The sequence below is a fragment of the Alteriqipengyuania halimionae genome (genome assembly GCF_009827575.1).
Taxonomy (GTDB): Bacteria; Pseudomonadota; Alphaproteobacteria; order Sphingomonadales; family Sphingomonadaceae; genus Alteriqipengyuania_A; species Alteriqipengyuania_A halimionae.
The window spans coordinates 60,632-85,951 of the sequence record NZ_WTYR01000001.1; the positions used below are offsets into that span (position 1 = coordinate 60,632).

General features: G+C 63.5%; 21 protein-coding genes, 1 tRNA gene and 1 pseudogene. 9 read left to right on the plus strand and 14 right to left on the minus strand.

The annotated features are described in order from the left end of the window. Positions 1–8 precede the first annotated feature (8 nt). Positions 9–416: a metallopeptidase family protein gene (locus GRI68_RS00345; protein ID WP_160615169.1), complete on the minus strand. Its 408-nt coding sequence runs from the start codon at positions 414–416 to the stop codon at positions 9–11. A 78-nt stretch (positions 417–494) separates the two neighbouring features. On the opposite strand from GRI68_RS00345, the gene GRI68_RS00350 reads away from it, so the two are divergent. Next, positions 495–585, plus strand: a tRNA-Ser gene (locus GRI68_RS00350). Positions 586–988: 403 nt separating this feature from the next. On the opposite strand, the gene GRI68_RS00355 is transcribed toward GRI68_RS00350, so the two are convergent. The 3 genes from GRI68_RS00355 to GRI68_RS00365 are packed head-to-tail and all read right to left on the minus strand — an operon-like array spanning position 989 to position 3,188. Continuing rightward, complete coding sequence (locus GRI68_RS00355; protein ID WP_160615170.1) at positions 989–2,563, minus strand: recombinase family protein; 1,575 nt, start codon at positions 2,561–2,563, stop codon at positions 989–991. Then, entirely contained in the window at positions 2,563–2,967 is a 405-nt protein-coding gene (locus tag GRI68_RS00360; RefSeq protein ID WP_160615171.1) for a DUF2924 domain-containing protein, read from the minus strand. The genes GRI68_RS00355 and GRI68_RS00360 overlap by 1 nt, the downstream gene beginning before the upstream one ends. Then, the gene (locus tag GRI68_RS00365) at positions 2,964–3,188 is read right to left on the minus strand and encodes a DUF3489 domain-containing protein (RefSeq protein ID WP_160615172.1); all 225 of its coding nucleotides are present in this window, start codon (positions 3,186–3,188) and stop codon (positions 2,964–2,966) included. The genes GRI68_RS00360 and GRI68_RS00365 overlap by 4 nt, the downstream gene beginning before the upstream one ends. 192 nt (positions 3,189–3,380) lie before the next feature. Between GRI68_RS00365 and GRI68_RS00370 the strand changes: the two genes are divergently transcribed. The 3 genes from GRI68_RS00370 to GRI68_RS00380 all read left to right on the plus strand — a co-directional run bounded on the left by GRI68_RS00370 (position 3,381) and on the right by GRI68_RS00380 (position 5,802). Continuing rightward, on the plus strand, positions 3,381–4,502 hold the full coding sequence (locus GRI68_RS00370; RefSeq protein ID WP_160615173.1) for a site-specific DNA-methyltransferase: 1,122 nt from the start codon (positions 3,381–3,383) through the stop codon (positions 4,500–4,502). A 30-nt stretch (positions 4,503–4,532) separates the two neighbouring features. Further along, positions 4,533–5,249 (plus strand): IS6 family transposase, encoded by a 717-nt coding sequence (locus GRI68_RS00375; protein WP_160615174.1) that lies wholly within the window; start codon positions 4,533–4,535, stop codon positions 5,247–5,249. 88 nt (positions 5,250–5,337) lie between these two features. Beyond that, positions 5,338–5,802 carry a hypothetical protein gene (locus GRI68_RS00380; RefSeq protein ID WP_160615175.1) on the plus strand — a complete coding sequence of 155 codons (465 nt, stop codon included), beginning with the start codon at positions 5,338–5,340 and terminating at the stop codon, positions 5,800–5,802. A gap of 90 nt (positions 5,803–5,892) precedes the next feature. Here the strand turns inward: GRI68_RS00380 and GRI68_RS00385 are convergent. After that, positions 5,893–6,954, minus strand: a pseudogene (locus tag GRI68_RS00385) (glutamate synthase-related protein); the annotation flags it as partial. Between the two features lie 253 nt (positions 6,955–7,207). On the opposite strand from GRI68_RS00385, the gene GRI68_RS00390 reads away from it, so the two are divergent. Continuing rightward, entirely contained in the window at positions 7,208–7,822 is a 615-nt protein-coding gene (locus tag GRI68_RS00390; protein ID WP_160615176.1) for a flavin reductase family protein, read from the plus strand. 56 nt (positions 7,823–7,878) lie between these two features. Continuing rightward, complete coding sequence (gene acs, locus GRI68_RS00395; RefSeq protein ID WP_160615177.1) at positions 7,879–9,780, plus strand: acetate--CoA ligase; 1,902 nt, start codon at positions 7,879–7,881, stop codon at positions 9,778–9,780. 50 nt (positions 9,781–9,830) lie between these two features. Here the strand turns inward: acs and phoB are convergent, their stop codons facing one another. From phoB to GRI68_RS00430, 7 genes are all read right to left on the minus strand, one after another. Continuing rightward, positions 9,831–10,520 carry a phosphate regulon transcriptional regulator PhoB gene (phoB, locus tag GRI68_RS00400; protein WP_160615178.1) on the minus strand — a complete coding sequence of 230 codons (690 nt, stop codon included), beginning with the start codon at positions 10,518–10,520 and terminating at the stop codon, positions 9,831–9,833. A gap of 23 nt (positions 10,521–10,543) precedes the next feature. Continuing rightward, positions 10,544–11,254 (minus strand): phosphate signaling complex protein PhoU, encoded by a 711-nt coding sequence (gene phoU, locus GRI68_RS00405; protein ID WP_160615179.1) that lies wholly within the window; start codon positions 11,252–11,254, stop codon positions 10,544–10,546. Position 11,255: 1 nt separating this feature from the next. Beyond that, positions 11,256–12,068 carry a phosphate ABC transporter ATP-binding protein PstB gene (gene pstB / locus GRI68_RS00410; protein WP_160615180.1) on the minus strand — a complete coding sequence of 271 codons (813 nt, stop codon included), beginning with the start codon at positions 12,066–12,068 and terminating at the stop codon, positions 11,256–11,258. Continuing rightward, entirely contained in the window at positions 12,062–13,324 is a 1,263-nt protein-coding gene (gene pstA, locus GRI68_RS00415) for a phosphate ABC transporter permease PstA (protein WP_160615181.1), read from the minus strand. The genes pstB and pstA overlap by 7 nt, the downstream gene beginning before the upstream one ends. Then, positions 13,317–14,702 (minus strand): phosphate ABC transporter permease subunit PstC, encoded by a 1,386-nt coding sequence (gene pstC, locus GRI68_RS00420; RefSeq protein ID WP_160615182.1) that lies wholly within the window; start codon positions 14,700–14,702, stop codon positions 13,317–13,319. Before pstC ends, pstA begins: the two co-directional genes overlap by 8 nt. 17 nt (positions 14,703–14,719) lie before the next feature. Beyond that, entirely contained in the window at positions 14,720–15,760 is a 1,041-nt protein-coding gene (locus tag GRI68_RS00425; RefSeq protein ID WP_160615183.1) for a substrate-binding domain-containing protein, read from the minus strand. A 122-nt stretch (positions 15,761–15,882) separates the two neighbouring features. Continuing rightward, on the minus strand, positions 15,883–17,271 hold the full coding sequence (locus tag GRI68_RS00430; RefSeq protein ID WP_160615184.1) for an OprO/OprP family phosphate-selective porin: 1,389 nt from the start codon (positions 17,269–17,271) through the stop codon (positions 15,883–15,885). A gap of 295 nt (positions 17,272–17,566) precedes the next feature. Here GRI68_RS00430 and GRI68_RS00435 point away from each other — a divergent pair, with 295 nt between their 5' ends. Together GRI68_RS00435 and GRI68_RS00440 are read left to right on the plus strand one after the other, a co-directional pair. Next, on the plus strand, positions 17,567–19,117 hold the full coding sequence (locus GRI68_RS00435; protein WP_160615185.1) for a hypothetical protein: 1,551 nt from the start codon (positions 17,567–17,569) through the stop codon (positions 19,115–19,117). Positions 19,118–19,229: 112 nt separating this feature from the next. Beyond that, positions 19,230–22,043, plus strand: coding sequence for a TonB-dependent receptor domain-containing protein (locus GRI68_RS00440; RefSeq protein ID WP_160615186.1), 2,814 nt, complete (start codon positions 19,230–19,232; stop codon positions 22,041–22,043). 60 nt (positions 22,044–22,103) lie between these two features. Here GRI68_RS00440 and GRI68_RS13930 read toward each other — a convergent pair whose 3' ends face one another. Together GRI68_RS13930 and GRI68_RS00450 are read right to left on the minus strand one after the other, a co-directional pair. After that, positions 22,104–22,769 (minus strand): winged helix-turn-helix transcriptional regulator, encoded by a 666-nt coding sequence (locus GRI68_RS13930; protein WP_160615187.1) that lies wholly within the window; start codon positions 22,767–22,769, stop codon positions 22,104–22,106. Positions 22,770–22,869: 100 nt separating this feature from the next. After that, on the minus strand, positions 22,870–24,057 hold the full coding sequence (locus GRI68_RS00450) for a sensor histidine kinase (protein WP_325063727.1): 1,188 nt from the start codon (positions 24,055–24,057) through the stop codon (positions 22,870–22,872). 90 nt (positions 24,058–24,147) lie between these two features. Between GRI68_RS00450 and GRI68_RS00455 the strand changes: the two genes are divergently transcribed. Beyond that, a complete protein-coding gene (locus tag GRI68_RS00455; protein ID WP_160615188.1) occupies positions 24,148–25,320 on the plus strand; it encodes an acyl-CoA dehydrogenase family protein in 1,173 nt (390 codons plus the stop codon).

Genomic DNA, 25,320 nt, shown 5'->3' on the forward strand with positions numbered 1-25,320 from the left:
GCGCCGGGTCAGCGGACCTGGTCTTCCAGCGCGTGCATATCGTCGTCGCTGAGCCCGAAATGATGGCCGATCTCGTGAATGACGACATGCGCGACCAGATGTTCGAGCGTCTCGTTTCCGCGTTCGGCCCATTCGGCGAGGATGGGGAGGCGGAACAGGCGGATGCGGTCGGGCATGTGCTGCGGCGAATCGATCGATTTTTCGCCCAGCGGGATGCCTTCGTAGATGCCGGTCAGCTCGTAGGGATGCGTCAGTTCGACCTCGCGCAACGTGGCGTCGTCGGCCAGATCTTCCACTCTTAACACGATATCGCCTAGGTGCTCGCGGAACTGTTCGGGAAGCTGCGCAATCACGCCGCGCCCCATCGCTTCCATCTCCTTGTTGGAGCAGGCCGTGCCGATCGTGCGTCTATCCATCGCGTCGATGTAGAGCGCATGCCTTGCGCCTTCAACGGAGCGCCGCTAATGGCACGCCTCCCGCCGCATGGGCGACGCGGAGCAGTGGCCGAGTGGTCGAAGGCGCACGCCTGGAAAGTGTGTATACGGCAACCCCGTATCGAGGGTTCGAATCCCTCCTGCTCCGCCACCCACCCCCAGCACTTGTCTCTGTTATCAGGGGCGAGGCGCAAAGCCGCAGAACAGGCTGGGTTGCGCGGCCAGTTCCGTCATAGCGAGATCATTCAGACGGTCTCTTCGCCGATATCAGGCACCATTTTGGCGCGGGGTCTCTGCACCGAAGAGGATCGGTGCGGTTTCCCTGCATTTCAGGGAAGAAACAGGGAAAAACATAAATTTCAGGGCCAGAACAGGCGGATTCACGCGTTGTAAGACGAATCGCGCTAGAGAAAATCACGCAATAGCAGGAGGTTACGGCAACGAATATGACGTTTCCCTGTTATTCGCCATAACAGGGTATTAATTCGACATAACAGGGTGGCTTATCGACGATAACAGGCCTGTTAATCGCCAGAACAGGGAGCGGTGGTCGCTTAAAATCCCAACGCTTCATGCTGCTTGGACCAGGACAGCGGGATGGTCATTTTCTTGAGGCGCTCGAGAGTAAGCCCGCGCGGCTGCTTCCCTTCGAGGATAGCGCGCTGAATGTCCGACGCGAGAAAGGCAAGCCGCAGAACCTTACGATCATATTGCGATACCGGAGCTGCCGCGATCGTTGGACTGCCGCGCTCTAGCTCAAGCATGGAATGCGCCTTACGCAGAGCAGCGATCAGTACCGGGTCGGGGCGCGCGACGTGTTTGCCGGTGGGCTCGATCCGCCTACGCCCGCCGCGGATCGGCAGGGCCAGCGGCAAAAGGATAGTGCATTCGCGCCGGGTGCTGTGAACCAATCGCTCCTCGTCCGATAGCCGCGCTGCGACCTGCGCTACGGTAACGTCGCGCAGTTCGATCAGCAGACCTTGTTCTGCAATCCGGACGGAGTTTGCGGCGGCGACCGGTTGCTTGTGCTCCGGCACCCACCGCGCGCAAGCCTCGCCGACCACTTGCTCAAGCGCCGGAGCGGGAAGCCGGCGGACGGCGTCATCATCGGTTTTACTGCTGCCTTGCTGCAACGAGGCCGACACGTAATAGCGATAGCTGCGTCCCGCCTTGCCGCGCGAGAATGTCGGGCTCATCGGCTCCCCGGCGGCATCGAACAGCTTTCCGGTGAGCGGCGCCTTGACCATGCGTTTGTTCGACGTTGCCCGGTGCCGCCTGGCATTCCCGTTGAGGTGACGCTGTACCTGCTCGAATAGAACCTCGTCGACGATGGCATCATGCTCGCCTTCGTAGACTTCGTCCTTGTGGACGATTTTGCCGAGATAGATATGGTTGCGCAGTAGATGGAACAGCGCTCCGCGGTTGTAAGGCAGGCCGCCCATCGCCTTGCCTTTTCGCGTGGTCCAGCTCTTCGAGACCTTACCCTGTCTGGTGAGTTCGCGCTGCAACGCATGCACCGAACCCAGCGCGAGATAGCGCTCGAAGATCTGCCTGACCAGACGCGCCTCTGCCGGATTTATCTGAAGCTTGCGGCTGCCTTCTGCCGGAATGTCATAACCGAGCGGCGGTATACCCCCCATCCACATCCCGCGCTTCTTGGATGCGGCAATCTTGTCGCGGATGCGTTCGCCGGTGACCTCGCGTTCGAACTGGGCGAATGACAGGAGCACGTTAAGTATGAGCTTGCCCATCGAGCCGGTGGTGTTGAACGACTGGGTCACCGAGACGAAGCTGCAATCGGCACCTTCGAAAATCTCGACGATCCGTGCGAAGTCCGCAAGCGACCGGGTCAGGCGGTCGATCTTGTAGACCACGACCACATCGACCTTGCCAAGCTCGATATCGGCCAGGAGAGTCTTCAGGCCGGGCCTTTCCATGGTCCCGCCAGAAAAGCCGCCATCATCGTAATGGTCGGGCAGCAATAGCCAACCCTCGCTCGCTTGGCTCAGCACATAGGCCTCGCTTGCGGCGCGCTGGGCATCGAGACTGTTGAACGACTGGTCGAGGCCTTCCTCGGAGCTTTTGCGCGTGTAGATCGCGCAGCGCAGCTGCTTCGCTTTCTCTGCCATCAGCTGCTTCGCAGGCCGAAGAAACGCGGACCGTTCCAGCGGCTTCCGGCAATCGCGGTGGCAGCGGCCGAGAGGCTGGGAAACAGCCGGTCGCCCCAGCGGAAGCCGTCCTCCTCGACCGCGACGACGACCTCGCGGCCCCTCCAGTTGCGCCTCAGCGTGGCGCCGATACCCAGATGCTTGCCCTCGGCCTCGACCGGTCCGCTGCGCGCCAATGCCTTGCGCGACTTGTCATCAAGACCGCCAAGGGCCTCGGCTTGGATACGCCAGCTTAGCAGCATGCGCATGATCGGCTCCGAGCGCAGGGTTGGAGGTGCGCCATAGCGCTCCTTCCAGATCAATCGCAGCCCATCGATATCCAACTGCTCCAGCTCGCCCATCAGCTGTTCCAGATCGGCGCTCATGCGGGCGCACTCGCGTTGTAGCGACGCACGCCGTCGTGCTTCTCGGACGTGATCACAAGGCCGCGCTTCTTCTTGAGCGCGCCGGCCATGGCCCCGCGTACCGAATGCTGCTGCCAGCCGGTCGCCTTCATCATCTCTTCGACGCTCGCGCCATTATTGCGGATGAGCAGCTTCTCGAGTTTGTCGAGCTTGGTCGGCGGTTTTGCCGTCACGTTGGTCATTGAAGTTCTCCAGGTCTGTGCGAGCGGCAAAAATTGCCGCTGCTACCGGAGCGAGCCCGGCTCGCCGGGCGCTGGGTCACCAATGCTCAGCTTCGCCAGCTAGTCCAGTGGTTTGAGATTCATCCCCGACTTCCACAGGGCCAAACTGGCCGCGGCCTTTTGGAGAAGGCTCGTGAGTGCTATTTTCCCCATATGGACACATCCGATCCGAAGGCAGGCGCCTCTGCCCGCCGCCAGCTGACCGTCAGCTACAAGCCGCTCGGCGCGCTCACGCCCGATCCGCGAAATGCCCGGACGCATTCCAAGCGTCAGATCGAGCAGATCGTGCAGTCGATCCGCGCGTTCGGCTTTACCAATCCGATCCTGGCCGATCCGCAAGGCAATCTGATCGCCGGCCACGGACGTCTTCGCGCATCGAAGGAGATGGGGCTCCAGCAGGTTCCGGTCATCGAGCTCACAGGTCTGTCCGAAGTTCAAAAGAAGGCACTGCGGCTTGCCGATAACAAGATCGCGCTCAATGCGGGCTGGGACACCGAGATCCTCAAACTCGAGCTTGCCGATCTATCCATCCCTGAAATCGATCTTGATCTGTCCCTCACCGGCTTTTCCGCCGGCGAGATCGACGTCGTTCTTGCCGAAAGCGACGATCCCGACGACGAAGTCATTCCGCCGGTGCCCGAACACCCGCGTGTCCAGGCGGGCGATATCTGGCAGCTTGGCGAACACCGGGTGGCCTGCGGCGATGGCCGGGATGCGGCTTTTTTGCAGCGCCTGATAGGCGAGGGCGAGAAGGTCGACTGCGCGTTCCTCGATCCGCCCTACAATGTGAAGATCAATGGCCACGCCAATGCGAAGGGCCGTCACCGCGAGTTCGCCATGGCGTCAGGCGAGATGACCGAAAACGAATTCCGCACCTTCCTCGCTGACTCTTTGGGCGCCTGCGCCAAGGTATCACGCGATGGTGCCGTCCACTTCGTCTGCATGGACTGGCGCCATATGGATGATGTCACCGCATCGGTTAGCGATGTCTACGATACCCTTCTCAACATCTGCGTGTGGAACAAAAGCAACGCTGGCATGGGCTCGCTCTACCCGTCCAAGCACGAGATGATCTTCGTCTACCGCGTCGGCGAGGCGGCGCATACGAACTGCGTTGAGCTGGGCAAGCACGGCCGCAACCGGACAAATGTATGGGATTACCCGAGCGTCAACTCGATGCGCGGATCGAGGCGAGAGGACCTCGCGCTCCACCCGACGGTGAAGCCGGTCGCCATGGTTGCAGACGGCACTGTCAGAGCAAACGCACCTGATTGACGGTTGAGGCGCCGAGGGTAGGGCGGTGAGATGCCGCGCAAGAAGAAGCCAGCCAGCCCGTTCCGGTATTTCAACTCGTCGCCCGAGGTGATCCGCCTCGTGGTGATGATGTACGTCCGTTTTCCGCTCAGTTTGCGGAACGTCGAAGACCTTCTCGCCGAGCGCGGGATCGACATCTGCCACGAGACCGTGCGCCATTGGTGGAACAGGTTCGGCCCGATGTTCGCCGGCGACATCCGCAGACTGCGGGTGAGCAGAATGCGCGGCTTTCGCCAGTGGAAGTGGCACCTCGATGAGGTCTACGTGAAGATCAATGGCGAGATGCATTACCTCTGGCGTGCGGTCGACCAGGAAGGCGAGATCCTCGAGAGCTACGTCACGAAGACCCGCGACAAGAAGGCAGCGCTGCGGTTCATGAAGAAGGTTCTGAAGCGGCACGGCTCTCCTGCCGAGATCACCACCGATGGTCTTCGCTCCTATCGCTCTGCGATGAGCGAACTCGGCAATGCTGACAAGCAAGAGGTGGGACGTTGGGCGAACAACCGCGCGGAGAACAGTCACCTGCCATTTCGGCGAAGAGAGCGGGTCATGCTCAGGTTCCGGCAAATGCGAACCCTACAGAAGTTCGCTTCCGTCCATGCCAACGTCCACAATCACTTCAATTCCGAACGCCACTTGATCGACAGAGAGACCTACAAGACCCGCCGTTCAGCCGCACTGGCTGAGTGGCAAAACCTCATGGCCTGAGAAGTGCCGGGTAAGGGAATGCTGCGCCGATCGGAGACAAGTTGCGATTAGACTGACAGCACCGGCGGGAACCCCGATCGACGAAATCATGATCGAACCGTCGTTGCGCCTCCCCGAAGGATGGGAGTGGGCATGCGCGCTCGATTGCGGTGATCAGGCGCAGGTGGGGCCCGACAAAGCGCTGAGCGACCTTCACGCGCATGATTGGGAGAGCTTCTTCGCCTCGCGTGTCGATGGCATCGCACCGCGCGCACCCTACGCAGGCATCGAAAACGGGGGTTACTCGCTCGTCTGGAAGGAGCGGCCGTCCGGTTGGGTCGCCGACGACCAGAGCCGCCATTCCTATTTCGACTCTTCCTATTCGCTCGGCCTCAAAATGGGCGCGAACGCGAAGGTGATCGATGTGTTGTGGGATTGGCCCGCCTTCGCGGCCGGCATGGTCAAGGGGATGAAGGTCCTCTCGGTTGGCGGCGTGACCTACTCGCATGCGGCGATTCAGGACGCGCTTGATGTCTGTACCCCAGAAATGGGGATGGATCGAGGTAGTGGGTAAGTTCGGTCAGCCAGTGCCATGACGTCTCGCTGGACTGACTCGGAGAGACCGAAGGCGCAGGCGATGGGGAAGCCGATGCATCCAGCGCGATCATGCCACCGGCTTGAACGTATCGGGATCGGCCATCCGCCAGTATTCGGCAAAAGCGGTGTCTTCCGGTTCGTCCAGCAGCTTGCCCATTTCGACTTCGTGGACGATCTGCGACCAAGGGATCATTTCGGCATTGTTCTTCCACTGCCGCAGATGGCGCGGCGTGAAATCGTCGGGCGTATCGATGCCGCAGGCGACCACGATATCGTGCAGGCTGTCGAGCGTCTTCGACTGGAAATTGGCCACGCGCTGGGCCTTTTCCGGGATTACCAACCCGCGCTGGCGGGCGGGCGAGCTGGTCGCGACGCCGGTGGGGCAGGTACCGGTGTGGCAGCGCAGCGACTGGACACAGCCAAGCGAGAACATGAACGCGCGCGCCGCGTTGCACCAGTTGGCGCCGAGCGCGGCGTTCATTGCGATCGAGGAGCCGGAGAATACCTTCTCCGATGCTGCGAGCTTGATCTTGCCTTTCAGCCCGGTGCCGATCAGCGCATTATTGACGTAATACAGCGCGATCCGCAGCGGCAGGCCGACATGGTCGGAAAGTTCGAGCGGGGCCGCGCCGGTCCAGCCACCGCCGCCATCGACGACGATGAAGTCGAGATAGATGCCGCTATCGAGCATCGCCTTGCAGATCGCGAACACTTCGTGCGGCATGCCGACGCACAGCTTGATGCCGACCGGCTTGCCGCCCGAAAGATCGCGCATCTTGGCCGCGAATTCGAGCGTTTCACGCGGGGTCGAGAAGGCCGAATGGCCCGGCGGTGACAGGCAATCCTCGTGGGCAGGGACCTGGCGAGTATTGGCGATTTCTTCGGTGACCTTGGCTGCCGGTAGCAACCCGCCATGGCCGGGCTTGGCGCCCTGGCTCAGCTTGATTTCGGTCATCTTGACGGAATCGTGTTGTGCCTTGTCGCGGAAGCTCTCCGGATGGAAATTGCCGTTATCGTCCCGCGCCCCGAAATAGCCCGAACCGATCTCCCACACCACGTCCCCGCCATGCTTGAGGTGGTAGGGCGAGAGCCCGCCTTCGCCGGTGTCGTGATAGAAATCGCCGATTTCTCTCCAGCCCATTCTCTACAAACAGCCCGCGAAACAGCATCCCCTTTCCTTTTATCAGATTTGCGCAAACGCCTGGCGCGCTGAAACGGCTTGTAAAGTACATGCAAATGAAGCGCTTGATTCCGGCACAGAACAGCGGTCAGACGCGTCGCGCGTATGATTGGAGGTACGACCTTCGGAGACGCGCTTTCCCGCGCCGGAGCGGGCCACAAATCATTGCCCTGACGCGCCGGTCCGCCTAGCAGTAGCGGCGGTGCTCGACAAAACCGCCTTCCGCAATGCGCTCGGCAGCTTCGTGACCGGGGTTACGATCGTAACCGCGCGCGATGGCGATGGCGCGCCTGTCGGGCTGACCGCCAACAGCTTCAACTCGGTATCGCTCGATCCGCCGATGGTATTGTGGAGCCTCGCGCTGTCATCGCGCTCGCTGCCCGCCTTTCGCGATGCCACGGCCTGGGCGGTGCATATCCTGGCAGCCGACCAGGAAGACATGTCCAACCGTTTCGCCCGCACCGGTGCCGACAAATTCGCCGGCCTCACGGTCGACGACGGCCCTGAGGGCGCGCCGTTGATCGAAGGTTGCGCGGCCCGCTTCGGCTGCCGTGCGCGCTACGAATACGAAGGCGGCGACCACGCGATCTTCCTTGGCGAAGTGATCGATTTCGCGCGCAGTTCCGCCGAGCCGCTGGTATATCATTCGGGCCGTTACGGACGGCTGATGCCAAGCGAGGGCGGCGAGATCGATGCGCAGGATCATGCCGCGCTCGTCACCGCCGGATTGATCGAGGAAACCGCCGATGGCTGGCGGCTGACCGAAGCGGGCGACGCGCAGCGCGCCTTGCTCGATCGGATCGCACACTCCACCTGAACCGGGTTGCGCCACGCAATGCGTGCGCGCATCGTGGCGGGGAGAGGAGAACCCGCATGACCCCGTCCAAACTGAAGGACTTCCACGATCGTCTGGCCGCCGACGATGACGGCTTCTGGCTGGAAGAGGCGCACAAGCGTCTCGACTGGATCGACCCGCCGACCACGGCGGGAGACTGGTCTTTCGATGAGGACGATTTCCATATCCGCTGGTTTGCCGATGGCACTCTGAACCTCAGCGCCAATTGCATCGACCGGCATCTCGACACGCGCGGCGACCAGGCTGCGATCGTCTTCGAAGGCGACGAGCCGGGTGAGGGCTACGAGGTCAGCTATCGCACCCTGCACGAAGAGGTCTGCCGCTTCGCCAACGTCTTGAAATCGCGCGGCGTGAAAAAGGGCGACCGGGTCACCATCTACATGCCGATGATCCCCGAAGCCGCTTACGCGATGCTGGCGTGTGCGCGGATCGGCGCGATCCATTCGGTCGTGTTCGGGGGCTTTTCGCCCGACAGCCTGTCGGGACGGATCACCGATTGCGAAAGCACCGTGCTGGTGACCGCCGACAGCGGCTCGCGCGGCGGCAAACACATCCCACTGAAAGCCAATGCCGACACGGCACTCGAGCATTGTCCCGACGTGCATTCGGTGATCCTCGTGCGGCGCACCGGCGACGAAATTCCGGTGGTCGAGGGTCGCGACATCTGGTGGCACGACGTGCGCGACACGGTCGATGCCGATTGCCCGCCCGAGCCGATGGCGGCGGAAGACCCGTTGTTCATCCTCTACACCTCGGGTTCCACCGGAAAGCCCAAGGGCGTGCTGCACACCACCGGCGGCTATCTGCTGTGGGTCACCATGACCTACGATATGCTGTTCGGCCCCGAAGATGGCGGCAAGGTCGAGGACGATCTCTTCTGGTGCACCGCCGATGTCGGCTGGATCACCGGACACAGCTATGTCGTGTCCGGCCCGCTTTCGAACGGCGCAACCACGGTGATGTTCGACGGCGTGCCCAATTATCCCGATCCGGGCCGGTTCTGGGAAACGTCGAAACGGCTCGGCGTAACGATCTTCTACACCGCACCGACCGCGATCCGTGCGCTGATGCGCGAAGGCGACGACTGGGTGACGAAGCATGACCGCTCCCAGCTCCGGCTGCTCGGCACGGTCGGCGAGCCGATCAATCCCGAAGCCTGGAACTGGTATAGCAACGTGGTAGGCGAAGGACGCTGTCCGGTGGTCGATACCTGGTGGCAGACCGAAACCGGCGGCGTGCTGATCGCGCCCGTTCCCGGCGCGGTGGAGACCAAGCCCGGCTCGGCGACCAGACCGCTGCCCGGCGTCCACCCCCAACTGGTCGACAGCGAGGGCAAGGTGCTGGAAGGCGCGGCCGAGGGCAATCTGTGCATTACGGCCAGCTGGCCGGGCCAGATGCGCACCGTCTATGGCGATCACGAGCGCTTCTTCCAGACCTATTTCTCGACCTACCCCGGCAAGTATTTCACCGGCGATGGCTGTCGCCGCGACGAGGATGGATATTACTGGATCACCGGCCGGGTCGACGACGTCATCAACGTGTCCGGCCACCGCATGGGCACTGCCGAGGTCGAGAGCGCGCTGGTGGCGCATCCCAAGGTCGCCGAGGCCGCGGTCGTGGGCATGCCGCACGAACTCAAGGGGCAGGGCATCTATGCCTATGTCACGCTAAATGCGGGCGAAGCCGATAGCGATGGGCTGCGCGAGGAATTGCGCCAATGGGTGCGAAAGGAGATCGGCCCGATCGCCACGCCCGACGCGCTGCAATTCGCCCCCGCGCTGCCCAAGACCCGCTCGGGCAAGATCATGCGGCGCATCCTGCGCAAGATTGCAGAGGGCCAGCCCGACCAGGTCGGCGATACCTCGACCTTGGCCGATCCGGCTGTGGTCGAGGACCTGAAAAGAAACGCGCTGGTCTAGGACGCAAATCGCGCCCGTTGTCGCTGCGCGGCGGCAGCGGGCCTATCGGCCTAGACGGCTTCGATCGCGTAGCCGGCCGAGCGGACGGTGCGCACCGGATCGGGCTCGTCCTCGATCTCGATCGCCTTGCGCAGGCGGCGGATATGGACGTCGACCGTGCGTTCCTCGATCTCGCTTGCGGTGCCCCAGACGGCATCGAGCAATTGCCCGCGGCTGAACACCCGGCCCGGGCTCTCCATCAGATGCCGCAGCAGCCGAAACTCGGTCGGGCCGAGTTTCAACTGCTCGCCCTTGCGGGTGACCCGGTGCTGCACCGGATCGAGCTCGATACTGCCAACATTGAGCGTTTCGCCGGCCAGCACCGGGCGGACCCGGCGCAGCACGGCCGTGGCGCGGGCAAGCAGCTCGCGCGGGCTGAACGGCTTGGAAATGTAATCGTCGGCCCCCGTATCGAGACCGCGGATCTTGTCATCCTCCGCGCCGCGCGCGGTCAGCATGATGATCGGCACTTGGGCGGTATCGGCGTCGCGCCGCAGACGGCGGCAGACTTCGATCCCGCTGGTGCCCTCGATCATCCAGTCGAGCAGGATCAGATCGGGCACGTCCTCGCGCGCCAGCAACAGCGCCTCGTCGCCATCGGGCGTAGTGCGGACATTGTACCCGGCCTTCTCGAACCGGTAGCTCAGCAGTTCGAGCAGCGATGGATCGTCTTCGACGATCAGGATGTTCGGATTGGCCATGGCGCTAATCCCGTATGAGTGGCTCAGCCATCGGTATCGAGCTTGCTTTCCGCATCGCTGGCACCTTCATCCTCGTCGGCGAGGTAATCGCCGGTGGCGGCAAAGTAGACCTGTTCGGCAACGTTGCAGGCATGGTCGGCGATGCGCTCGATATTGCGCGCGACGAACAGCAATTGCGCCGCCGTGCTGACCGTGGCCGGGCTTTCGACCATGTGGGTCACGAGGTTGCGGAAGATGCTGTCGTAAAAGGCATCGACCTTGGCGTCGCGGGCGATGATTTCCTTGGCGCGCTCGGCATCGCGCGCGGCGAAGGCATCGAGCACGTCGTGGACCATTTCCACCGCGACTGCACCCATGGCCGGGATCAACGTCAGCGGTTCGAATTTCTCGCGGCCCTGGATCTTGCCGATCCGGCGCGAGATATTCTTGGCATAGTCGCCCATCCGTTCGACCACGCCGGCAACCTTGAGCGCCGCGATCACTTCGCGCAGATCGTCCGCCATCGGTGCGCGCAGTGCAATCACCCGCACGGCGAGCTTGTCGACTTCGCCTTCCAGCGCGTCGATCTGCTTGTCGCGGTCGATCACGCCCTGGGCCAGCTCCTGGTCGCCCGTTTCGAGCGCCTGGATCGCTTCGGCGACCGAAAGCTGCGACAGACCGCCCATCTCGGCGATCAGCCCGCGCAAGCGCGTGATGTCCTCATCGAACGCCTTGACTGTGTGTTCCATCGCCATCTTAACCGTACCTTCCGGTGATATAGTCCTTCGTGCGCTCTTCCTTCGGGTTCGTAAAGATATCCGAGGTGGAGCCGAACTCGACCATCTTGCCCAGATGGAAGAACGCGGTCCGCTGCGAAACGCGCGCGGCCTGCTGCATCGAGTGCGTAACGATGACGATAGCATACCGGCCGCGAAGATCGTGAATCAGTTCCTCGATCCGCGCCGTGGCGATCGGATCGAGCGCCGAGCACGGCTCGTCCATCAGGATCACTTCGGGATCGACCGCGATGGCGCGGGCGATGCACAGGCGTTGCTGCTGGCCGCCCGAAAGCGCGGTGCCCGAATCATCGAGCCGGTCCTTGACCTCTTCCCACAGGCCGGCGCGCTTGAGCGAGCGTTCGACGATCTCGTCGAGCGCGTCCTTGCCTTCGGCGAGGCCATGGATCTTGGGTCCGTAGGCGATGTTTTCGTAGATCGACTTGGGGAACGGGTTGGGCTTCTGGAACACCATCCCGACCCGCGCGCGCAGTTGCACCACGTCCAGCTTGGGATCGTGAATGTCCTCGCCATCGAGCTTGATCGTGCCTTCGACGCGGGCCGAGGGGATCGTGTCGTTCATCCGGTTGAGCGAGCGCAAGAAGGTCGACTTGCCGCAGCCCGAGGGGCCGATGAACGCGGTCACATATTCGGTGGGAATGTCGATCGAGACGTCGTCGATCGCCTTCTTGTCACCGTAATAGACCGAGACGCCGCGCGCCTCCATCTTGGGCGTGCCCGTCGCCATCACGTCTTCGTCGATTTCTTCGGGGGTGATCGATTGGGTTACCATTTTTTCTCGAACCGGTTGCGCAGGTAGATCGCCAGGGCGTTCATCACCAGCAGGAACAGCAATAGCACGATAATCGCGGCGCTGGTGCGCTCGACGAAACCGCGGTCGATTTCATCCGACCAGAGGAAGATCTGGACCGGCAGGACGGTGGCGGGCGAGGTGAACCCGTCGGGCGGGGTGGCGACGAAAGCGCGCATCCCGATCAGCAGCAGCGGCGCGGTCTCGCCCAACGCGCGCGCCATGCCGATGATCGTGCCGGTCAGGATGCCGGGCAGGGCCAACGGCAGGACATGGTGGAACACCACCTGCATCGGCGAAGCGCCGATCGCGAGCGCGCCGTCGCGGATCGATGGCGGCACCGCCTTGATCGCATTGCGTCCGGCAATCACGATGACCGGCATCGTCATAAGCGCGAGCGTCATCCCGCCGATCAGCGGGGCCGAACGGTAATTGGGGAAGATCGCCAGGAATACGGCCAGGCCCAGCAGGCCGAAGATGATCGAGGGGACCGCGGCGAGGTTGTTGATCGACACCTCGATCACGTCGGTCCAGCGGTTCTTCGGCGCGAATTCTTCGAGATAGAGCGCCGCCAGAACGCCGATCGGGAAGGCCAGTGCCAGGGTGATGATCATCGTCAGGATCGAGCCCTTGAGCGCCCCCCAGATGCCCACTTCCTGCGGGTCGCTGGCGTCCGACCGGGTGAGGAAGCCGCCATCGAACTTCTTTTCGAGCTTCCCCGCATCGGCAAGCTGCGTCGCGAGAACTTGCATGTCCTGCGGGCCATTGCCGTCGAGACCGCGCGCGAGATCGTCGCTCGACGGCAGCCAGAAAGTCTCGCTGCGCGAGAGAATGTCGGGATCGTCGGCGATCGCGTTGGCGACTTCGCGCCAGGCCTGCGCGCCAAGTTGATTTGCGCCTTCCTCGCCCAGCGATTCCTGCGCGAAATAGGCGACCACGTCGTTCAGACCCTGCTGTTCGAGCGCCTGCTGGGCATGCCCGTCGTCGAGCTGGGCGGGATCGGCGACGAGCCCGGCCTGGGTGAAATCGATCGGCACTTCGAGTTCGGCACGCTGGAAACCGCCGAGACCGTTCAGGGTCATCGTCGCCAGCAGGAACAGCAGCACGACGACCGAAAACAGGATCGCGCCGAGACCGGCCTGCTTGAAGCGCTTTTCCTTCGCGTAGCGCTTCTTCAGCCGCGCTTCGAATTCGGGTGTGCGGGTGGGAGCGATCGGGGGCATGGCAGCGTCACTCATAAGCTTCGCGGTACTTCTTGACGACGCGCAGGGCGATGAAATTGAGCGCAAGGGTAACGAGGAACAACACGAATCCCAGCGCGAACGCGGCGAGCGTGGCCGGATGGTCGAAACTGCCTTCGCCGGTCAGCAGGGCGACGATCTGCACCGTCACCGTGGTCATCGCCTCAAGCGGGTTGGCGGTGAGGTTGGCCGCGGTCGAGGCGGCCATGACGACGATCATCGTCTCGCCGATCGCGCGGCTGATAGCGAGCATCACGCCGGCCACGATGCCGGGCAAGGCGGCCGGGATCAGCACGCGCTTGATCGTTTCGGATTCGGTTGCGCCCATGGCGAGGCTGCCGTCGCGCATCGCGGCCGGCACGGCGGCGATGCTGTCGTCCGCCATCGAGGACACGAACGGAATGATCATCACGCCCATGACGAGACCGGCGGCCAGCGCGCTCTCACTCGAGGCGTTGGTCACGCCCAGCGTCATCGCCATGTCGCGGATCGCGGGCGCGATCGTCAGCGCGGCGAAATAGCCGTAGACCACGGTCGGAACCCCGGCGAGGATTTCGAGCGCGGGCTTGATCCAGGCGCGCAGCTTGGATGGCGCGTATTGGGTGAGATAGATCGCGCTCATCAGGCCGAGCGGAATGGCGACCACCATGGCGATGATCGCGCCGATGAAGATCGTGCCCCAGAACAGCGGAATTGCGCCGTAACGGGTGGGGTCGGGATTGGCGGCGTTGGCCATCGGATCGGGCGACCAATGGGTTCCGAACAGGAAGCTGATCGGATCGACCATGCCGAAGAAGCGCACGGTCTCGAAAATCAGGCTGCCAAGGATGCCCAGCGTGGTCAGGATCGCCACCAGCGAGGCCAGCAACAGCAGGCCGAGGAGGGCGCGCTCGACCTTGGTACGGGCGCGGAAATCGGGCTTCACGCGCAGGAATGCGAAGGCCCCTCCGGCGAAACCGACGAGCAAAGCCACCACCAGGCCGATGATGTTGGTCCGGCCGATTGCCTCGCGGAACGGCTCGACCAGCGGGCGGGCGAGCGGATCGAACACGCCCTGCGCTGCGCCGACGGCCACGGCGCGCGCTTCGGAAAGGATTTGCGCGCGCTTGAAGCCGAATTCCGGCAACGCATCGGCCGCCGGGTGCGCGAGCACCGAATTGACCACGATCTGCGGTGCGGCAAAGCTCCAGATCGCGGCAAAGATGACGACCGGCACCACCACCCACAGGGCGACGTACCAGCCGTGATATTGCGGCAGCGCCGCGAGCCGCCCCGTGTCCGAGGCGGCGCGCAGCGAATAGGCCCGCGCGCGTGCCGCGAGCCATCCGGCTAGACCCAGTCCGAGGGCCAGGAGAAACAGAATGGCAGGCGACATTGCGCTGAGCTTTGTCCTTACTTCAGATCGGCCGGGTCGAGCGAGGTGAACTCGGTCGCGGCGGCGTTGCTCTTGGTCATTACGTCAGCCGGGGAGGCCACGAGTCCGACCTTGGCAAGCGGGCCGTCCTTCGACCACATCTTGGTCCACTCGGCGAGATACTCCTTGAGACCAGGAATCGCGTCGAGATGGGCTTTCTTCACGTAGACGAATAGCGGGCGTGCGCCCGGATAGTCGAAGCTCGAGATGTTCTCGTAGGTCGGATCGACGCCGTTCATGGGCAGGCCCTGCACGCGGTTGGCGTTTTCCTCAAGATAGGAATAGCCGAAGATTCCGACAGCATCGGGATTGCCGGTGATCTTCTGGACGATCAGATTGTCCTGCTCGCCCTGAGAGACATAGGCGCTGTCCGCACGGATCTCGGTGCAGATCTGATCATGGCGATCTTCGTCGGCTTCCTTCACCGCTTCCATATCGGCATTGGCGTCGCAACCCTTTTCAAGGACGAGTTCCTTCAGTGCGTCGCGCGTGCCCGACGTCGCCGGAGGGCCGTAGACGAGGATCGGCTTGCTCGGCAGCGACGAATCGACATCCGACCACAGCTTGGCAGTCTGTTCCTCGCCATAGGGTTCGGCGGCCAGTGCCCGATAGACGATTTCGGGCGTCAGGTTCATCGTGATGCCTCCCTCCGCCGATGCGAAGGCGATCCCGTCGAGGCCGACCTGGATCTCGACGATATCATCGACGCCATTGGCGGCGCATTTGTCGTATTCGCTCTTCTTCATCCGGCGCGAGGCGTTGGCGAAGTCGATCGTTGAAGGCCCGATGCCCTTGCAGAATTCGGCGATGCCCGCGCCCGACCCGATCGATTCGATGATCGGCGAGCCGAAATCGGGATTGTCGCGCACGAATTCCTCGGCGACGAGCTTGGCGAACGGATAGACGGTCGACGAGCCGGCGCCGCGTACGGTGTCGCGGGTGTCCGAAGTTTCGCTGCCGCAGGCGGCGAGGGCGATCGTCGCGGCCGAGGCAAGCGCGATCTTGGCAAACTTATTCATGGGAATCCCCTTTGCTGATCCAATTATGCCGGCCCATTGCGCCGACTGGGTGACAGTTTCGTGACAATCAAGTTACATCGATCGAAGGGAATCGCGTTGCCGCGTCCCTAGCGTGCTGCCGATCAGAAATCGACCTGCCCGCGCACGCCGACCACATCGGCGCCATAGGAGGTCGAACCCGCGGGCCCTGCATAGGCGGCACCGTCGAATTCGATCCGCCCGTAATCGAGCATCAGGCGGGTGTAATCGGTCGGCGTCCAGATCAGCGAGGCGAGATATCCCGTCTGGCGACCACCGAGAATCGCGCCCGAATCGAGATCGAGGTAATCGTAGCGCAGCACGATCTGGACCGCGCCGATCCCGCCTTCGCCAACCGGGCTGGTGGGCTTTACCCGGTCGAACTTGCCGCCCTTGTAGCCGCGCGTATCGCCGGTCAGGAACAGGCCCGCTTCGGCATAGCCGCCGAAAAAGGTCGGATCGGACAAAGCGCCGGGGCGATCGACCGTCTGCCAGAATGCTTCGCTGGCGGCATGGAAGCGCCCGGCGATCGCTGCCGCTTCGAGTCCGAAGCCGGTTTCGCTCTGCGCGCTCATCCCGCCAGTGTCGACGAAACGCTCTGGCGTGAAGTGGACTTGCGGACGCTGGCGATAGCGCAGGACCGTGCCCGCTTCGTATTCGGCATAATGCGCCGATCCGCCGAAATGGAGCCGGGTGGTGCCCAATCGGGGCATCGCCACGATGCGACCGTCGACACTCCAGTTCCTGTTCGAGAGATCGCCGATATTATCGGTGAACACCCCGCCTTGCACGAGCATGAGATCCCCCTTGTACTGGGCAGAAACGCCCACCCGGCGCTCGAAGCCGAAAGCATCGGTGAAGGCCGCGCGTTCGAGTAGGGAGAGGAACCGGCTCGATGTGAGTTCTTCGAGCGACTGGAAGTTGTTGTGCTGGCCGAGCGTGATTTCGAGATCGCCGGTGCCGTAGGCCACGATCGCATCGGTGATCTCGACCTCGTTCCCGGCGAAATCGACCTCGATCTTGTAGGCGAACCCGTCCGGCATATCGCCCGTCACGCCAAGCCGGGCGCGGCGCAATTCGTTGCCCCAACCATCGCTGCGTCCCGTGGCGTCGGGGACGCTGGTGGCTCCGGCATCGTATTGCAGGCGGCCGAAGGGCTTGAAGCTCCAGCCGCCGTCGCCGCGGGTTGCGGGCGCGGACTTGACTACGGCGGCCCTGCCGGATTCGTCGGTCGGCATGGCGGCGCGCACGGTTTCAGCCGCAGCTTCGGCATCCGCTGCTGGGGCGCGGGCATCCGCTATCGCCTCGCCTATGTCGGCCTGTTCGGCTGCCAGGCGCGCTTCGAGTTCGGCGATGCGCGTGTTCATCGCGGCCAGCTGGACGCGCATCTGCGCCAGTTCGGCAGCAGCGTCGTTCATATCCTGCGCGGAGGCGGGTGCGGAAGTAGCCGCCACCGCGATGATCGCGGCGGTGGAGCAAAGAAGGCGATTCATGAAAAGTCCCGTCTCCGATGTGTCGCAGGCGTGGCCCGGATACGACCGCAGCATTTCACTTTTATGACATGCGCCAAATCCCAAGGCGTTGATGCATATGTGAAAACGCTGCGACACCTGTTTCGCGGGGCCGCTTCCACCGTCACGTATCTGTCACATACGTGACGCATCAAGTGCATGATTTCACTGTGGATTCTGCAAAGAAACCGTCAAATACGACGCCTAGTTCCCTCCTAGCGACGCAACGATTCGCGTTCCATGCACTCGCTATCCAAGATCGAGGGGGCTTCCAGCCGTGACCATTACCAACCGTGTACTTCTCCTGGGCGCCAGCGCGCTCGCGCTGACCGGCTGCGAGGCCGACCAGATCGTTTCGCCCGGCACGTCGGGCGATATCAATGTCGATATCGACAATCCTGCGCCTGCGCCGACGCCGACCCCGACTTCGGGTACTCTGGTGACTCCCGCCGCCGGCTGCCCGACCATCAACTCGACCGGTGGCCTGACCGATCGCGGCACGATCTCCGGCCCGACCGGCGAATATCGTCGCTGCGAGCTGCCTTCGCTGATCGATGCCGACGACACGCTCACCTACGTCCCCGGCCTGCTCTACGAACTGCCGGGCCGCGTCGATATCGGCGCTGACCAGGGCTTCTCCAGCACCGGTTCGACCGTCGAACTGACGATCCAGCCGGGCGTGACCGTCTATGGCGCCACGGGCCGGTCCTTCCTGGTGGCCAATCGCGGCAACCAGCTGATCGCCAACGGCACTGTCGATCGCCCGATCGTCTTCACCAGCCGCGACAACGTGCTGGGTCTCAGCACCGACGATTCGACCGGCCAGTGGGGCGGTGTCGTGCTGCTTGGCCGTGCGCCGGTTTCCGACTGCTATCTCGGCGGCTTCAACACCACTGCGGCTCCGAACAACAACCCGCAGTGCGAGCAGGAGCTCGAAGGCACCAACACGCTGACCCTGTTCGGCGGCAGCAACTCGGCGGACAGCTCGGGCTCGCTGAGCTATGTGCAGATCCGTTATTCGGGCTTCAGCCTTGCACCGGGCAAGGAACTCCAGTCGCTCACCACCGGCGGTGTCGGTTCGGGCACCACGTTCAACCACATCATGACCTTCAACTCGTCGGATGACGGGATGGAGTTCTTCGGTGGCACGGTCCGGATGAAGTATGTCGCCGCGATCGGTGCCGACGACGACACGGTCGATGTCGACACCGGCGCCCAAGCCGACATGCAGTACGTCCTTGGCGTGCAGCGCAGCGCGGGTGGCGATAACCTCATCGAGCTCGACAGCCCCGATGGCGACTATTCGACCGCGGCGATCCCGCAGACCCGCCTGCGGGTGTCGGACTTCACCTTCATCCAGCGCAGCTCCTCTTCCTCGCAGGTGGTCCGCGCGCGTGGCGGAGCCAAGCTCGTGCTCGCCAATGGCGTGCTCGACACCGACGACAAGACCTGCATCCGCATCGACGAGACGGTCACGATCAACGCCGATCCGGACTTCCTCTCGCTGGTCGGCGACTGCAATGCCGGTCAGCCGTTCCGCGGAACTTCGGGCGCCACCGACGCTCAGGTGAAAGCGCAGTTCGATGCGGACTCGACCGCCAACGTCGCCAACTTCACTCTGACGCTCGCCGCCTTCATCAACGGCAGCAACGAGAACGGCGTGGCCGTGTTCGATGCCTCGACGCTTTCGAACTGGTTCGATGCGACCGCCAATATCGGCGCCGTCACCTCGGCCTCCGACACCTGGTACCGCAACTGGACCTGCAACTCGTCGATCGCCGATTTCGGCAGCAGCAACGGGTTCTGCACCCGCCTGCCGGTCTACTGACCATAAGCGGAAGGCGCGCGAACGGGATCGAACCTTCGCGCGCCTTCCGTCCTTTTTTGCGAGGACATCCATCCCTCGCCGAACGCATTCAATGTCTCAGGGGGCACCCCATATGTCGACCGGCCCGAAGTCCCGCAGTGGACGGCTTGCAGGGATTCTCCTGCTAGGCACCGCGCTTTCCTTTCCTTCCCTCGCGCATGCGCAGGATACGCAGGGCGTTCCGCCGGGCGACGACCCCTCCACCGAAGACGCCGCTGTCGAGGGCGCGCAGCAGGTCGACCCGACCGCAGACGAGCCCGATACGCAAGACGATGCACAAGATGCGGACGTCTCGATCCCCGGCGGCAATCGCGTCGTCATCACGGGGCGCCGCACGGTCGACCTCTCGCGCGATTCGGGCCAGGTACTCTCGGTGCTCACGGCGGACGATATTGCGCGCACCGGTGATGGCGACGTCGCTTCCGCGCTGACCCGCGTAACGGGACTGAGCCAGGTCGGCGACGGACGCGTCTTCGTGCGCGGCCTCGGCGACCGTTATTCGCTGGCGCTGCTCAACGGCCTTCCGCTGCCGAGCCCCGAGCCGCTCAGCCGTGTTGTCCCGCTCGATATCTTTCCCACCAGCGTGATCGCGTCGACCTTGGTGCAGAAGACCTATTCGGCCAATTTCCCAGGCGAATTCGGCGGCGGCGTGATCAACCTGACCACCCGCGCCGTGCCGGACGAGAGCTTCCTCGCGATCAGCGCCAGCGGCGGGATCGACACCGAGACCAATTTCTCCAACGGGCTGACCTATTACGGCTCCGACTGGGACAAGTTCGGCTTCGACAGCGGCAATCGCGACATTCCCTCCAACCTCCAGGCCTTTCTCGACAGCGGCGAGCGGATCGACAACACGTCGATCGAAACGCAGGAAGCGATCGCGGCCCAGCTGTTTCCGACCAACCTCGTCACCCTGCAGCGCATGGACGAGCTGCCGGCAAACTGGTCGTTCGGCGTGACCGCGGGCACCAGCTTCGAGATCGGCGGGGGCAATTATCTCGGCGTGATCGCGACAGCCAACATTTCCAACAGCTGGCGCAATCGCAATGTCCGCTCGCAGGCCGCCAATACCGACCTCACCGAGCTGACCGACGATTTCACCACCTTCATCACCGACAACAACGTGCTAGTGAACGGGATGCTGAGCTTTGGGCTCGACATCGGCGAACACACGATCCGCTGGACCAACCTCTATATCCGCGACACGCTCAAGACCGCGCGGCTGGAGCAGGGCACCCAGTTCGACAAGGGCGCGACCGGGTTCGATTTCCAGAACCAGAACACCGCCTGGTTCGAACGCCAGCTGATCGACAGCCAGCTTGTCGGCGAGTTCGACTTCGACGTGATCGACATCGATGCGCGCCTCGGCTTCGCCCAGACCGATCGCGAGGCACCGTTCAACGCGACCTTCTCCTACACCCGCACCAATGTGCCGGACTCGACGCCCGATACCGTCGACAGCATCGGCGAGAATTTCGCGGTCTATCTCAACCGCGCGTCCGACACCGGGCTGACCCGTGTCTCGTTCGACGATCTGACCGAGAAACTCTGGTATGGCGGGCTCGACACGAGCGCGCCGGTTACCGATGCTCTCACGCTGACGGCTGGCTTGGCTTTTTCGAGCACCGACCGCGTCTCGACGCGTCGCGAATTCCTGCCGCGCGCGGAAGTCTCTCCGATCGAGCTGGTCGATCCGGACACGGGTGACAGCTATACCTTCACGCCCGACCCGCAGCTGATCCCGATCGTCGGCCTGCGCCGGCCGGGCGACATTATCAACGGGGCGAGCCTTGCGCTGTTCGACATCCGCCTCGACGAAGCGAGCCCGTTTCCCAAATTCGATGCGGGACTCGATATCTTCGCGGGCTATGGCATCGCCACCTGGTCGCCGATCGATACGATCAGCGTGGAGGCCGGGGTGCGTTATGAAACGGCCAAGCAGACGGTCGAGCTTGACCAGAGCGTGTTCAACACGCCGATCACCGGAGCGACCTCGACCAAGCTCGACAACGATTACTTCCTCCCTGGCGCGACCATCACCTGGAGCCCGAGCGACGACTTGCAGCTGCGCGTGGCCGCGTCGAAGACGATCGCCCGCCCGCAATTCCGCGAACTCGTCGAGCAGACCTATTTCGATCCCGAATCGAACCGCACCTATCGCGGCAACCCGTTCCTGACCGACAGCGAACTGTTCAACGCCGAGGCTCGGGCCGAATACTACATGGCCGCAGGCGACAAGATCACCCTGGCCGGCTTCTACAAGAAGATCGACAATCCGATCGAAGCCTTCATCACGTCTAGCGCAGGTGGCGGGCTTATCACCTCCTATGCCAATGCGCCCGAAGCCCAGCTTTACGGGGCCGAGCTCGACCTGCAATACACGATCGATCTGTTCGGCCTGGGCGGTATGTTCGCCACACGCCAGTTCGTGCTGCGCGGAAATTACACCTACACCCAGTCCGATATCGGCGTCGAAAGCGGCGACCAGACCTTCCTCCCGCCGGGCGGCGCGATCGATGCCTCGGTCGTGTTCGACGATGGCGACCGGATGGTGGGGCAGTCCGATCACCTCGCCAACGTCCAGCTGAGCTTCGAGGACAGCGAGAGCCTGTCCCAATTCAGCGTGCTGCTCGCCTATGCGAGCGAGCGCGTTACCAGCCGCGGCTTCCAGCGGCCCGACGTGATCGAGGATCCGGGCCTCACGCTCGATTTCGTGGCGCGTCAGGAAGTGGCTCTGTTCGGATCGAGCATCGATCTCGAATTCGAGGTCCGCAACATCACCGGGCGCGACAATTTCGAGTATCAGGAGCTCGGAGAGAACCGGATCGAGATCAACAGCTACGACAAGGGGACGCGCTTCTCGCTCGGAGCGAAAATCGAGTTCTGAGCGCGCACCGCGCGCGAGAGAGAGGGGCGCGGCACCGGGGGGCGCCGCGCCCCTTTTCAATCAATCGAGGTCGAGGACGTAGCCGAGCGGGCGGACGGTGCGCACGACGCCTTCGGCACCGGCCTGTGCCAAGGCCCGGCGCAGGCGCGCGACCCAGACGTCGACCGTGCGTTCGTCGATCGGCTGGTCGTCCTTGCCGAGGCCCGCGATCAATTCGTTGCGCGACAACACCCGGTTGGCGTTGCAGCCAAGGAAATAGAGCAGGCGGAACTCGTTCAGCGGCAGCTGGAGCAGCGTGCCGTTCCAGCGCGCCTGGATCGCGTCACAATCGACCAGCAGCGGACCGTATTGCAAACGCCCGCCATGGGCGGATTGCGCCTGTTGGGGGAGCAGCTTTTCCATCTGTTCGCGCAGCTTGTCCGGATCGAGCGGGGCAAGCATGGCGTCGTTCGCTCCAGCTGCCAGTGCGGCGCGGGCATCGTCGAGCGAATTTTCGGGCAGCAGCATGACGATATGGGCGCGGACATACCGCGGATCGGCGCGCAGGGCCTTGCAGCGATCAAGGCCGGTTTCTCCCTCGAGCTCCCAATCGAGCGCGATCCAGACCGGGCCGTCGCCCGGCACAGCGCGATCGAGCCGGCCGAGCCGCAACTCGAAGCCATCGGGCGCGACGTCCTGTGCGGCGAAGCCGGGCGGCGAGGTCACCAGTAAATCGACGGTCGGCACGTTTGCGACACTTTCCCTGCAAGCAGGTGTCGTGGCTGCCAAAGCTGCGTTACGGGTTTGTGACGAAACCGCGCGAAAATGCGCTGCCTGCGCTCTCGAGCTACTCTACTTCGTCGACCACCAGTTCGGGCATACGGATCGCAACCTTCGTGCCGCGCCCCAGCACGCTGTCGATCTCGAGCCGGCCAAGGTGGCGCTCGACGATGTGCTTGACGATCGCCAGTCCCAGCCCGGTGCCGCCCCCTGCGCGGCTACGCCCCGGATCGGTGCGGTAAAAGCGGCGGGTAAGGTGGGGGATATGTTCGGGAGCGATGCCCGGTCCGCGATCCTCGATCGTCAGCAACACGCCCTCGCGCGCTGTCGGCGCCAGCGCGACGGTGACCGGTTCGCCCGGGCTGCCATATTTTAGTGCGTTGTCGACGAGGTTGCGCACCACCTGTTCGAGTTGCTGCGAGTCGCCGAGCACCGTGAACGGGCGCGCGAACTGGAACACGAGGCGGTCGACCCGCTTCGGGCCTGCTCCGTCGCGCGCGGCGCGTTCGACCAGCGAATTGAGATCGAGCGGAGTCGCCGGACGCTCATGCTTGTTCGCTTCGACCCGGCTCAGGCTCATCAGGTCCTCGACCAGCGCCTGCATCCGGTTGGCTTCGGACAGGACGGTGTCGAGGAACTTGCCGCGCTGCTTCTTCGGTGGCTCGTCCTCGGGATCGGCGAGCGTCTCGACATAGCCGATGATCGAGGCGAGCGGAGTGCGCAGCTCGTGACTCGCATTGGCGACGAAATCGGTATGCGCGCGGCTGAGATCGGCCTCGCTCGATCGGTTGACCAGTTCGACGACGGTATAGCGCCCGTTATAGGGCCGCTTGATCACTTCCCACACGCTGCGCGGGCGGACGAGCCCCTGGATCTGCACGCTCCCGCTCTCGCTATCCTGCAACAGCGCAATCGCTTCCGGGTGCCGCAATGCGACGCGCGCATCCTGACCTACGATGTGGCCGCCCAGCGTTTCGCGCGCCGCTTGATTGGCGCGGGTCACACGCATGTTCTCGACCAGCATCAGCGGGGTGGTGAGCGGCTCGATCAGCGAATCCATCGTGCCCTGGTCGATCGCGTCGGGATCATGGAAGGGCCGATCCTGCACCTCGTTCGGCTGGACCAGGAACAGTGAGGCGAGCCACAGCACGCCGACAGCGACCGCGAGTTCGATCCCTCCACCTGCCAGCAATATGGCGATAATCCCCACCGCTGCGGCAGCGGCTCCGGGCCAGATGCGGTCCCATGGCAGCACGGTGTTTGCGAATCCCCCCGGTTGGTCGCGCGCAGCTTAGGCAGCACGCGCACGCTGGACAAGCGCGAGCCACTCGCGCAGTCCACGAAAATGACATCTGCCGATGACGATTTCCCCGAGCTGCGCGAAGGCGTGCGTGCACTGTGCGCGGAGTTTCCTGCCGAATACTGGCGCGAGAAGGATCGCAAGCGCGCCTATCCCGGCGAGTTTGTCGATGCGCTGACCAGCGCGGGCTTCCTGGCCGCGCTGATCCCCGAGGAATTCGGCGGCAGCGGGCTGAGCCTTGAAGAAGCCGCCGTCATCATGGAAGAAATCCAGGCGGCCGGCGCAAACGGAGCGGCGGCACATGCGCAAATGTATGTGATGAATACGCTGCTGCGCCACGGTTCGGACGAGCAGAAGGCGCGCTATCTTCCGGAGATCGCAAGCGGCAAGCTGCGGCTCCAGGCGTTCGGCGTCAGCGAACCGACCAGCGGGACGGACACTCTGTCGCTTCGCACCCGCGCGGTGCGCGACGGGGATCGCTACATCGTCAACGGTCAGAAGATCTGGACCAGCCGGGCCGAGCATTCGGACCTGATGATGCTGCTTGCGCGCACGACACCGCGCGCCGAAGCGGAAAAGAAAACACACGGCCTGTCGCTGTTCCTCGTCGATATGCGCGAAGCGCTCAGCAACGGCATGACGATCAAACCGATCCGCACGATGATGAACCACTCGACCACCGAGGTGTTCTTCGACGATATGGAAATCCCCGCCAGCGCTCTGGTGGGCGAGGAAGGCGAGGGCTTCCGCTATATCCTGTCGGGCATGAATGCCGAGCGCATCCTGATCGGGGCCGAGTGCATCGGCGACGCCAAATGGTTCATCCGCAAGGCTGCGGAGTATGCAGGGGCGCGCGAAGTGTTCGACCGGCCGATCGGGCAGAACCAGGGCGTCCAGTTCCCGATTGCACGCTGCTACGCGCAGATGCGCGCTGCCGAATTGATGGTGCGGCAGGCTGCGCGCGGATACGATTCGGGCGAGGGCGCTGGCAAAAAGGGTGGTGAGCAGGCCAATATGGCCAAGCTGCTCGCGTCCGAAGCGAGTTGGGCGGCAGCGGATATGTGCGTCCAGACGCATGGGGGCTTCGGCTTTGCCGAGGAATACGATGTCGAGCGAAAGTTCCGCGAGGCGCGGCTCTATACGGTCGCCCCGATCAGCACCAATGCGATCCTGAGCTACCTTTCCGAACACGTGCTGGGCCTTCCGCGATCCTATTGA

Excerpts from the sequence above, each read along its gene's own strand:
- GRI68_RS00355 (WP_160615170.1), bottom strand. The coding sequence starts at position 2,563 with ATGGCAGAGAAAGCGAAGCAGCTGCGCTGCGCGATCTACACGCGCAAA.
- GRI68_RS00440 (WP_160615186.1), top strand. The coding sequence starts at position 19,230 with ATGTCGACCGGCCCGAAGTCCCGCAGTGGACGGCTTGCAGGGATTCTC.
- GRI68_RS00380 (WP_160615175.1), top strand. The coding sequence starts at position 5,338 with ATGATCGAACCGTCGTTGCGCCTCCCCGAAGGATGGGAGTGGGCATGC.
- pstB (WP_160615180.1), bottom strand. The coding sequence starts at position 12,068 with ATGGTAACCCAATCGATCACCCCCGAAGAAATCGACGAAGACGTGATG.
- GRI68_RS00345 (WP_160615169.1), bottom strand. The coding sequence starts at position 416 with ATGGATAGACGCACGATCGGCACGGCCTGCTCCAACAAGGAGATGGAA.
- GRI68_RS00360 (WP_160615171.1), bottom strand. The coding sequence starts at position 2,967 with ATGAGCGCCGATCTGGAACAGCTGATGGGCGAGCTGGAGCAGTTGGAT.
- GRI68_RS00370 (WP_160615173.1), top strand. The coding sequence starts at position 3,381 with ATGGACACATCCGATCCGAAGGCAGGCGCCTCTGCCCGCCGCCAGCTG.
- GRI68_RS00365 (WP_160615172.1), bottom strand. The coding sequence starts at position 3,188 with ATGACCAACGTGACGGCAAAACCGCCGACCAAGCTCGACAAACTCGAG.
- phoU (WP_160615179.1), bottom strand. The coding sequence starts at position 11,254 with ATGGCGATGGAACACACAGTCAAGGCGTTCGATGAGGACATCACGCGC.
- GRI68_RS00425 (WP_160615183.1), bottom strand. The coding sequence starts at position 15,760 with ATGAATAAGTTTGCCAAGATCGCGCTTGCCTCGGCCGCGACGATCGCC.
- pstA (WP_160615181.1), bottom strand. The coding sequence starts at position 13,324 with ATGAGTGACGCTGCCATGCCCCCGATCGCTCCCACCCGCACACCCGAA.
- GRI68_RS00455 (WP_160615188.1), top strand. The coding sequence starts at position 24,148 with ATGACATCTGCCGATGACGATTTCCCCGAGCTGCGCGAAGGCGTGCGT.
- GRI68_RS00430 (WP_160615184.1), bottom strand. The coding sequence starts at position 17,271 with ATGAATCGCCTTCTTTGCTCCACCGCCGCGATCATCGCGGTGGCGGCT.
- GRI68_RS00375 (WP_160615174.1), top strand. The coding sequence starts at position 4,533 with ATGCCGCGCAAGAAGAAGCCAGCCAGCCCGTTCCGGTATTTCAACTCG.
- acs (WP_160615177.1), top strand. The coding sequence starts at position 7,879 with ATGACCCCGTCCAAACTGAAGGACTTCCACGATCGTCTGGCCGCCGAC.
- phoB (WP_160615178.1), bottom strand. The coding sequence starts at position 10,520 with ATGGCCAATCCGAACATCCTGATCGTCGAAGACGATCCATCGCTGCTC.
- pstC (WP_160615182.1), bottom strand. The coding sequence starts at position 14,702 with ATGTCGCCTGCCATTCTGTTTCTCCTGGCCCTCGGACTGGGTCTAGCC.